Annotated in this window: 4 protein-coding genes; 2 read left to right on the top strand and 2 right to left on the bottom strand. The window is 52.6% G+C overall.

All coding sequences use genetic code 11. From position 1 onward, the window contains the following. Window positions 1–43: 43 nt before the first annotated feature. Together HN413_04795 and HN413_04790 are read right to left on the bottom strand one after the other, a co-directional pair. Window positions 44–2,974: a calcium-binding protein gene (locus HN413_04795; GenBank protein MBT3389708.1), complete on the bottom strand. Its 2,931-nt coding sequence runs from the start codon at window positions 2,972–2,974 to the stop codon at window positions 44–46. Window positions 2,975–3,243: 269 nt separating this feature from the next. Continuing rightward, on the bottom strand, window positions 3,244–3,459 hold the full coding sequence (locus tag HN413_04790; protein ID MBT3389707.1) for a PDZ domain-containing protein: 216 nt from the start codon (window positions 3,457–3,459) through the stop codon (window positions 3,244–3,246). Window positions 3,460–3,557: 98 nt separating this feature from the next. Here HN413_04790 and HN413_04785 point away from each other — a divergent pair, with 98 nt between their 5' ends. Both HN413_04785 and typA read left to right on the top strand, forming a co-directional pair. Beyond that, window positions 3,558–5,213, top strand: coding sequence for a DUF3520 domain-containing protein (locus HN413_04785; protein ID MBT3389706.1), 1,656 nt, complete (start codon window positions 3,558–3,560; stop codon window positions 5,211–5,213). Between the two features lie 241 nt (window positions 5,214–5,454). Then, a complete protein-coding gene (gene typA / locus HN413_04780) occupies window positions 5,455–7,314 on the top strand; it encodes a translational GTPase TypA (protein MBT3389705.1) in 1,860 nt (619 codons plus the stop codon). The last annotated feature ends 14 nt before the right edge of the window (window positions 7,315–7,328 follow it).

Here is a 7,328-nt window from a genome sequence, read left to right as displayed (position 1 = left end):
CTCATGCTTTTGATTTTATCACCATCCAAACATTCTGTCCCGATCATGCACTAGTTTGATCTTCGAAATCCAGGGCGTTGTCGCCGGTCAGGCCGCCGTCTACAATGCCAGATATGCTGCCGCCCGGTTTGAAGATGAAGTTATCTTGTTCGGTGCCTCCGTACAAATTCTCAATATGCTCAAAGGGCGTGATGTCCTGCAGGGTGCCGCCGTTCGCTGAGTCGATCTGCCAATCATATTTCCAATCGGGGCCGTATAAAGAATCGGTACCGCCAGCACCATCTAATAATCCTGGCATTTCCCCAAAGTAATAATAGGTTTCCCCATCGTTGCCCAAAAATGAAGTTTTGATGATATTGAAAATATCGTCCAAATCACCGGCGATCAAATTTTCAAATTGGCTGAAATTCAGGCCGGTGGTCGAGCCTGCGCCTGTGTCGGTCAGGTTCCAAATCAAATTCAGGTCGCGCCCGTTGAGGGTATCCTCCCCGCCGCCGGCATTCAACACCCCGCTCAACAATCCCAAATAACCAATATCAAACGTATCATCCGCCTCACCGCCGGTGATATTCTCAATCGAGGTAAAGACTGTCGTCTCGATCAGTCCTGCATCCGTGCCAGAGATGGTAAAGCTCGTATCATCGTTAGCCCCCTTGATCGAGTCCGTTCCAGCCCCGCCGCTAAAGGTGCCATCCAGCTTGCCGTCATTAGCAAACCAGAAGGTATCGTCTCCCGTGCCACCGGTCAGATTTTCGATCTTGGCAAATTCAACGCGTTCCCACTGAGTCAGCCAATGTGCTTCGCTGACCGTGCCCAGGCTCAAGATCACAATGCCAGTGCCCAATTTGGCGTTCTCAGCGCTATCAGCTAATTGGATGACATTCGGGTCAGCCGTCGGGACTATATAATAGAAGGTCTCATTTACCAGACCGATACTTGAAGTACTGCCCGCTGAAGCGTGGTAGAAAACTTTATCGCCCAGAGCCAGGCCGTGCGCCGCGCCAAAATTGATGGTATTGGCGTCGGCATCAATCGCCGTGGAAATATCGAAGGTGCCAACGACCGGCACTTCATAAATTACCTGCCCGCCATTATCATCGGTGATTCGGAAATAGGTGCTGGCGGTAACTGCTGCCAGGGTATCGCTCCCGCCTTCGCCATCCACAGTAACCGAATCGCCAGCGGTATCGAAGCCGCTGTATGTGACTACCTGATTTCCGGAACGCGTCACCTGCCGATTGGCGATATCAACCACGAAGCTGTCCACACCGCTGGTGCCGAAGACCGTCAGGTGATCGTCGCCGCTGCCGCCGTTGACCGTAACAGTCAATGCGCTTGCGCCGCTCAGCGTCACCTTGAGGGTGTCGTCGCCATCGTTGCCAGTGAGCACATCCGCGCCGCCGTTGCCGGTCAGCACATTATCGTTGGCGTCGCCGGTCAGGGTGTCGGCCAAGCTCGTGCCGATGACTTCTTCAACACCGCTGACCAGGCCGCCAATAGAGGGAGCGCTGCCGGTTGTCAGATTAACCGTCACCGCGCTGGTGCGGTTGGAGTAATCCAGAATATCCGAGCCAGAACCGCCAGCCAAAGTCCCGCTGATACTGCCAGCGTCGCGCAATACGAAGGTATCAACTTTGGTCGCGCCGCTCAGGTTTTCAAATGAAACAAAAGGCAGCGTGCTATCGGTGGTCGTCAGGATACCACTATTGGTTCCAGTGATGTCAAAGGTTGTGGCCGCATCCGGGCCAACCAGCGTATCCGTACCGCCGCCGCCATCCAGACCCAGCGTTTCAACAACATCATAAGTAACACGCTGGTTGCCGTTGCGCGTAAAGCTGGCGTCAAATTGGATCGTGTCATTCCCCGAGGTGCCATGCACAACCAAAGTATCATCGTCGGCCGGGTTCATACCGGCGAGAACGCGCTCAGCTGTTTCCGCGATATCTGGCTCGCCGCCCTGTACGCTCAGGTCTACGGCCCCGCTCCCCGCGAGATAGACATCGAAGGTATCGTCCAATTTATCCGACCCGGCCAGGGTTACGCTGGGGCTATCGTCCAGCGTGATCGTGGCCGTAGACATAAACACAAAGTCGCGGATGATGATCGGGGCGCTGTTGCCGCTGATCGTGATGTCGCCGCCCAGTCCGGTATCGCCATCACCGTCGGGGCGCAAGGTCAGCGGGTTCGTCCAGCCGCTGATCGAGAACGCTTCAGTATACAAGGCCCCGGCTTCAAAGTAGATCGTGTCGTCATCCAAGATTTGCGTCTTGGCGTAATTCAGCGCATCCTGAATCGGGGTCGCCGAAACCACACAATTGGTCTTGCCGCTGCAATCCCCGCCGCTAGGCAAATAAGAATGCTGGACACCGGAAATATAAAAATAGGGATCGGGGATGGTGACTTCAAAAATGGGTTCGACTTTAACAGAGACAGGTTCAGCGGACTCCGTTAGAGCGGGTTCCTGTTCTTCAACATCTGCCTGTTCCCCAGGAGATTCAACCAACTCATCTTCGCCGCTATCACACTCGCCATCCGCGGCATCTGTTTGATCCGCAGTGGAAGATGAGTCAGATGGTTCGCAGACATCCATCACAGCGAGAGGTGTTTCAGATTCAACAACAACGGACTCAGTTGAATCACCAGAATCCGTCGAAGGGGTATCTACTAAAGGATCAGTTGTAACAGGGGAATCACTGGGAGTTGTATCCGTTGAAAGCTCCGTCTCAACAGTGGGATCAGGGAGGGGCGTTTCGTCTAGCGAAGAATCAACAACTTCAGATTCGGCGACAACCTGGGTATCGCTGCCGGGTGCAATCGGAGCATCATCCCCAGCGTGAACAACTTGCAGCGGTGTCACTATAAAGAGAAACGTGGCAAGGACAACCAAAAGGTTTTTTATCTGAAGCCGTGGCCGTTGATAATCAATGGGGTGCTCGTTCTTGCCAATCTGATAATTCTGCTTTGCAAATTTCAATTTATATTCTCGGTGGTTTGTCTAGACAAAAAACCTAATTGATCGAAAGCTATCTATTCGCCAAATATTCTTGTGACAAGCGCAAAGGATAAGCAGCCGTCTGCAAGTAAGCAAACGACCAATTATCTCTGTTTATTAATTTGGACACATTATGTCCATAATACCACATATTTAGCATCTCCCTATAGTACCTGGATACCACAAATAAAAAGAGGTACGAAATAGCGCCCTCATTCACACACTGAGAAAAAGCCGAAAACCAAATACTGTTAAGGCCGTTGGCTTAAGGTAATCTTCATTTCAAACCCTTCGCCAGTTGCTGATCGGTACCCTTGAACTATAAGCAGGTCACCCGGTCGATACTCAATGAGTATCTTATTTACCTGATCGGCGGTGTCAATAGAATGCCCGCCAATAGAATAGATTTGATCACCGAATTCCAGGCCAGCGTCTTCGGAAGTGCCATCGGATACGCAATTGGCCAAGGCGCTGCCGGTCAGGCCAAAAACCAGCTGGGAACTTTTTCATCATTTCAAACGTTTATAGGCTATTACTCACCTGTAGACTTCCTGAGGAGATTAGCATGTCTCGCAAAAACACTTACACTTATTTCGCGGTTTTCACAGCCCTGATACTGGCAACGCTGGCCTGCGGGCTAGGTGCCCGCGTCGAGAATCAGGCGCCCACCCAAAAATCCGAGCCGCCGCTGCTGGAAGAGTATCCCGTTGAGGAGCAAGAATACTCCGCGAGCGAGTCCGAGAGCCGCGCTCCCGCGGGAGAAGCGCTATCCGATTCATCTGCCGCATCCATCCCGCAGCCCTCTCCAGTGGCAACCGCCATGCCGCTCAATCCGCCCAACGACCAGAGCTACGCCGATATGTTTTTCGAGAATTACGGCGTGAATCCTTTTGTGGATACCGAAGACGATCACTACTCTACCTTTGCGCTGGATGTGGATACCGGCTCATACACTCTGGCCCGCAGCTACCTGGAGCGCGGCGTCATGCCGGATAAAGATGGCATCCGGGTAGAAGAATTTATCAACTACTTCGAGCAGGGCTATGCGTATCCCCCCGATGGGCAGGCCTTCGCCATTCATCTGGATGGCGGCGCGGCACCCTTCACCGAGAACGATCGCTACCAAATGCTGCGCGTGGGCGTGCAAGGCTATGCGGTATCTCCTGAAGAACGCAAAGATGTTTCACTGACCTTTGTCATTGATGTCTCTGGCTCAATGAATATGGAGAACCGCCTGGAACTGGTCAAGCAGGCCTTGGCATTACTGGTGGAGCAATTGCGCCCCAGCGACCGGGTCAGCATTGTGGTCTACGGAACGACTGCCCATGTGGTGCTGGAACCCATCCGCGGGAATGCGTACGGCACGATTATAGAAGCCATCAACGCCCTGCAACCCGAAGGCTCCACCAATGCCGAGGCCGGTCTGCGGCTAGGCTACGAGCAGGCTCTACGGGCTTTCAATCCGCGCGGCATCAACCGGGTAATTCTGTGTTCAGATGGCGTTGCTAATGTGGGCAACACTGGCGCCGAATCGATCTGGGAGCAAATTTCGGCCTACGCCAGCGAAGGCATCACCCTGACCACGGTCGGCTTTGGGATGGGGAATTATAACGATGTGCTGATGGAACAATTGGCCGATAATGGCGACGGATTCTACGCCTATGTGGATACCCTGAAAGAAGCGGAGAAACTATTCGTAGAGAATCTGACCAGCACCCTGCAGGCGATTGCGCTGGACGCAAAAATTCAGGTGGAGTTTAACCCCGAGGTGGTAGCCCGCTACCGGCTGGTCGGCTTCGAGAACCGGGATATTGCCGATGAAGCTTTCCGCGACGACAGTGTGGATGCCGGTGAAATCGGCGCCGGGCACAGCGTTACGGCGTTATATGAAATCAAACTTCACGAAGACGCACAAGGACGCATCGCCAGCGTCTTCCTGCGCTGGGAAGACCCCGACACGCATCGAGTGACAGAACTCAATCAGAATTTCACCGTCGCCGATCTGGATACGGCATTTGATAAAACCTCACCCTATTTCCAATGGGATGTGGTGGTTGCCGAATTCGCCGAAATTCTGAGAGAAAGCTATTGGGCGCAAGGCAGTTCTTTTAGCGAGATTCTGGAAGAAGCCCAACGAATAAGCTGGTATCTGGACGATAGCGCCGAAACACGCGCATTGATCGAAATAGTGCAGCAGGCTGAAGCGCTGGCCAGAGAGTAAGTAAAAAAAATACACCTTCTCAAAACAGCAAGTCCCTGATATGATGGTGGGCTTGCAACACGACCTCGGTCTGAAAGCCGGGGTCGTTGCATGTGTCAAAGACCAGAGAAACTCACTACAAAGACACGAGGACACAAGTTTTTTTCGGTTTCTTCGTGTCTTTGTGTCTGTGTAATAAACAATTGATAATAGTTACGGCTTGTCTCGTCTGGAGCTTGCCGATAAGGAAGTTCGTAAAAGTATGCAAATAGAACGAACCGATCTTCGTAATATTGCCATCATCGCTCATGTTGACCACGGCAAAACTACACTGGTTGACGGCCTACTCCGGCAGGCACTCGTTTTCCGTGAAAACCAACAAGTTGTTGAGCGCGTGATGGATTCCAATGATCTGGAGCGCGAGCGTGGGATTACCATCCTAGCAAAGAATACTGCCATTGAAGTTTGGGATTCTGAGAACGAGCAGATGGTTAAAATCAACATCGTCGATACGCCCGGCCACGCCGATTTTGGCGGCGAAGTCGAGCGCGTGATGAATATGGTGGATGGCGTGCTGCTACTGGTGGATGCCGCCGAAGGCCCCATGCCCCAAACCCGTTTTGTGCTCAAAAAAGCCCTCGAAATGGGGCATCGTGCCATTGTCGTCATCAACAAAGTCGACCGTACCGGCGCAGACCCCGAACAGGTACTCAACCAAACCTTTGACCTGTTCGTTGAACTGGGCGCCAATGATGTGCAAACCGACTTTCCGGTCGTTTATGCCAATGCTGTTACCGCTCAGGCAAGTCTGACGCCCGAACTCGGCGGTGATTTACAGCCATTGTTTGAAGTGATTTTGCGCCATATCCCTGGGCCAAGCGTTAATCCGGACGCGCATCTGCAAATGTTGGTCACCACACTTGGGTACGATCAATATCGCGGCGTGACCGCTGTTGGGCGGATTTTTGCAGGGCAAATCCATGCCGGGCAAGAATTGGTTCGGATTCAATCCGATGGCACAATGATCCCTGAAAAAGCGCGCTACCTGTATATCCATCAGGGTTTGGAGCGCATCGAAGTCGATCAGGCTCAGGCTGGGGAGATCGTAGCCCTGGCTGGGCTTGAAAATATCGTTATTGGTGAGACACTTGCCGATCCAGAAAACCCGGTAGCGCTGCCTACCATCCACGTTGAAGAGCCAACCGTACACATGGCTTTTAGCATCAACACATCGCCCTTTGCAGGACGCGAAGGACGCTGGAGCACATCCCGCAAACTACGTGAGCGCCTTTTTAATGAACTGCGTGCCAATGTCGCTCTGCGTGTTAATGAAACCGCCAGCGCCGATACCTTCATGGTTTCAGGACGCGGCGAGCTGCATCTGGCCATTCTGATCGAAACTATGCGCCGCGAGGGCTACGAATTCCAGGTTTCACGCCCCAATGTCATTCTGAAACAAGATGAAAATGGAAAAACCCTGGAACCCTTTGAAGACGTTTTCATCGAAACCAGCCCCGAGACAGTTGGTGTAGTGGTTGAGATGCTGGGTTCCCGCCGAGGACAGATGCAAGATATGCGCAATACCCAGGATAATAACGTGCAGATTAAATTCCTGGTGCCAACGCGCGGTCTATTGGGTTTCCGCTCGCACTTTCTGACTGCCACGCGCGGCTCGGGGGTGATGCACACACTCTTTCACAATTATTTGCCGATAGTCGGAGAAATGAACGGGCGCTCTTCCGGTTCGCTGGTGTCCTGGGAAGATGGTGTCACAACAACCTTCGGACTGAAGAGTGCTGAAGAGCGCGGTATATTATTTTGTGAACCGGGCATGGAAGTATATACCGGGATGGTGGTTGGCGAACATCAACGCACGGGTGATCTGGATGTGAACGTCTGCAAGAAAAAACATCTCACCAATATGCGTGCCGCTGGTTCTGATATTGAAGTGCGCCTGACACCGCCGCGTCGCATGAGCCTGGACGAAGCCATTGAGTATCTGTCAGATGACGAACTTCTCGAAGTCACCCCCCAAAATTATCGCATCCGCAAACAGATTCTTGATGCCAAAGAACGCGGCCGACTTGCGAAAAACACCAAAAAAGCAACCGTTGGCGTATAGCCTCTGTAAGGAGT

The organism is Chloroflexota bacterium, from assembly GCA_018648225.1.
In the GTDB taxonomy this organism is placed as follows: domain Bacteria; phylum Chloroflexota; class Anaerolineae; order Anaerolineales; family UBA11858; genus NIOZ-UU35.
The sequence above is the reverse complement of the archived record's forward strand: the minus strand, read 5'-3'. Positions and strand labels throughout refer to the sequence as shown.